Source organism: Clostridium sediminicola (assembly GCF_050402865.1).
Taxonomy (GTDB): Bacteria; Bacillota; Clostridia; order Clostridiales; family Clostridiaceae; genus Clostridium_AF; species Clostridium_AF sediminicola.
The window spans coordinates 1-1,665 of sequence record NZ_BAABMF010000057.1; the positions used below are offsets into that span (position 1 = coordinate 1).

A 1,665-nucleotide genomic window follows, 5' to 3' on the forward strand; every position below is an offset into this window, starting at 1 on the left:
TTTATAAATTCCTCGTATAATAAAAGTATAGAAACAAGTACGAATATTCATATTTTTAGTGTAAACCCTAACTAGTGAAACTAAATTATTTTGAATAGAGTTATTGACGTTAAATTCCTGGGAGCTTATGCAATACCCGTTGTATAGACTGTTACCTCATTCAATGAATTCTATGAGTAACTGGTTGGGTTTCTATATATTGTAGAATTACCCGAATAACAAACGAGGATATAGTTCATTGATTTACTATGAGGAATCTATTCAAACAAAGGAGAATGTTTATGAATAATTTTATTAATGACTTTGTTATAGGAATTGATGTATCATCAAAATCTTCTGTAGTTACAATATTACAACCTGGTGGAAAACCATATGGTAAAACGCTAAAAATCACCAATGATTTAACTGGTTTTAATAAGCTATTACTGATTCTCGATGAAATCTGTTCTAAATTTTCCATTAAACCTAAAATATTTATGGAATCTACAGGTTTATATCATTTCCTACTTTATAACTACTTTAGTAGAAGTGATTTCAAATGTTATATTTTAAATCCAATACACACTAAGAATTTTGCTAAACAAAGCATTAGGAAGGTTAAGAATGATAAGATTGATTCGTTGAGGATTGCTCAATTGGCACAATCCCCAACATTCTCAATAGATTCAAATTTCGATGAAAGATATTTTGTACTCAAAAAACTTTGTAGAGAATATGATTCGTTAGTCAGTCATAGAGCTCTCTATAAAAAGAAATTACTTTCATCCTTAAATTTAGTATTCCCTAAGTTTAACAAAATATTTGGTGATACATTCAGTGCTATTCCTCTAACTATTTTAAGTCACTATCCTACTTATATAGATTTTCTTAATGCCGATAAAAACTCTGTTTTAGAATTAATAATTTCAACCGTTAATCATTCTTTAGAATGGGCAGAAAAGAAATATAAATTAATCCTTCATGAAGCTTTAGAAGCAAAAGAATTAAAAATTGAAGTCTCCTATTTAGGTTCAGAGGTAAAGTGTTTTATTGATATTATCAATCATTTTGACAAAGCATGTAATAAGTTGAAAGAACAATTATCTATTTTACACGAAGAAATTCCAGGATTAAAACATAATGTAGAATTATTATGTTCTCATCCTGAAGTAGGTTTTATGAGTGCAGTTAGTTTTTTATCTGAAATTGGTGATATACGCAACTTTAAAAATGCAAAAAAAGTAGTTGCTTTTTTAGGGGTAGACACTTCTGTATCACAATCTGGCGATTATGTTAGCACAAAAAACAGGTTAACTAAACGCGGCTGTCGCCTAGGTCGTAAAATTCTATTTAACCTAGCAGTTAATTCAATAAAAACTAGAAAGAATGGTGTTGCTGCAAATCCTGTTTTACTGGCTTATTATAAACGCTTAATCCAAGGAAAACCTAAAAAAGTCGCCTTATGTGCTGTTATGCACAAACTTATAAATCACTTTTTTGCTATTCTGAGGAATCAAAGTCCTTTTGAAATTAGACTACCTGAGACTCATAAGAAACTATATATAAACACTCAATTAAAAGTTGTAGTTTAACGTACATTACCAAACTAATCTTTGTCCATTGTTTGTTTAAAAATGATGGTTTATTAAGTGTACCATTTTTTAAAATAAATTTTTCGAAAAAAAT

Annotated in this window: 1 protein-coding gene; it reads left to right on the forward strand. The window is 28.8% G+C overall.

Going from position 1 to position 1,665, the window contains the following annotated elements; genetic code table 11:
- Positions 1-281 precede the first annotated feature (281 nt).
- Positions 282-1,571, forward strand: coding sequence for an IS110 family RNA-guided transposase (locus ACQ3F0_RS26670; protein WP_428868856.1), 1,290 nt, complete (start codon positions 282-284; stop codon positions 1,569-1,571).
- The last annotated feature ends 94 nt before the right edge of the window (positions 1,572-1,665 follow it).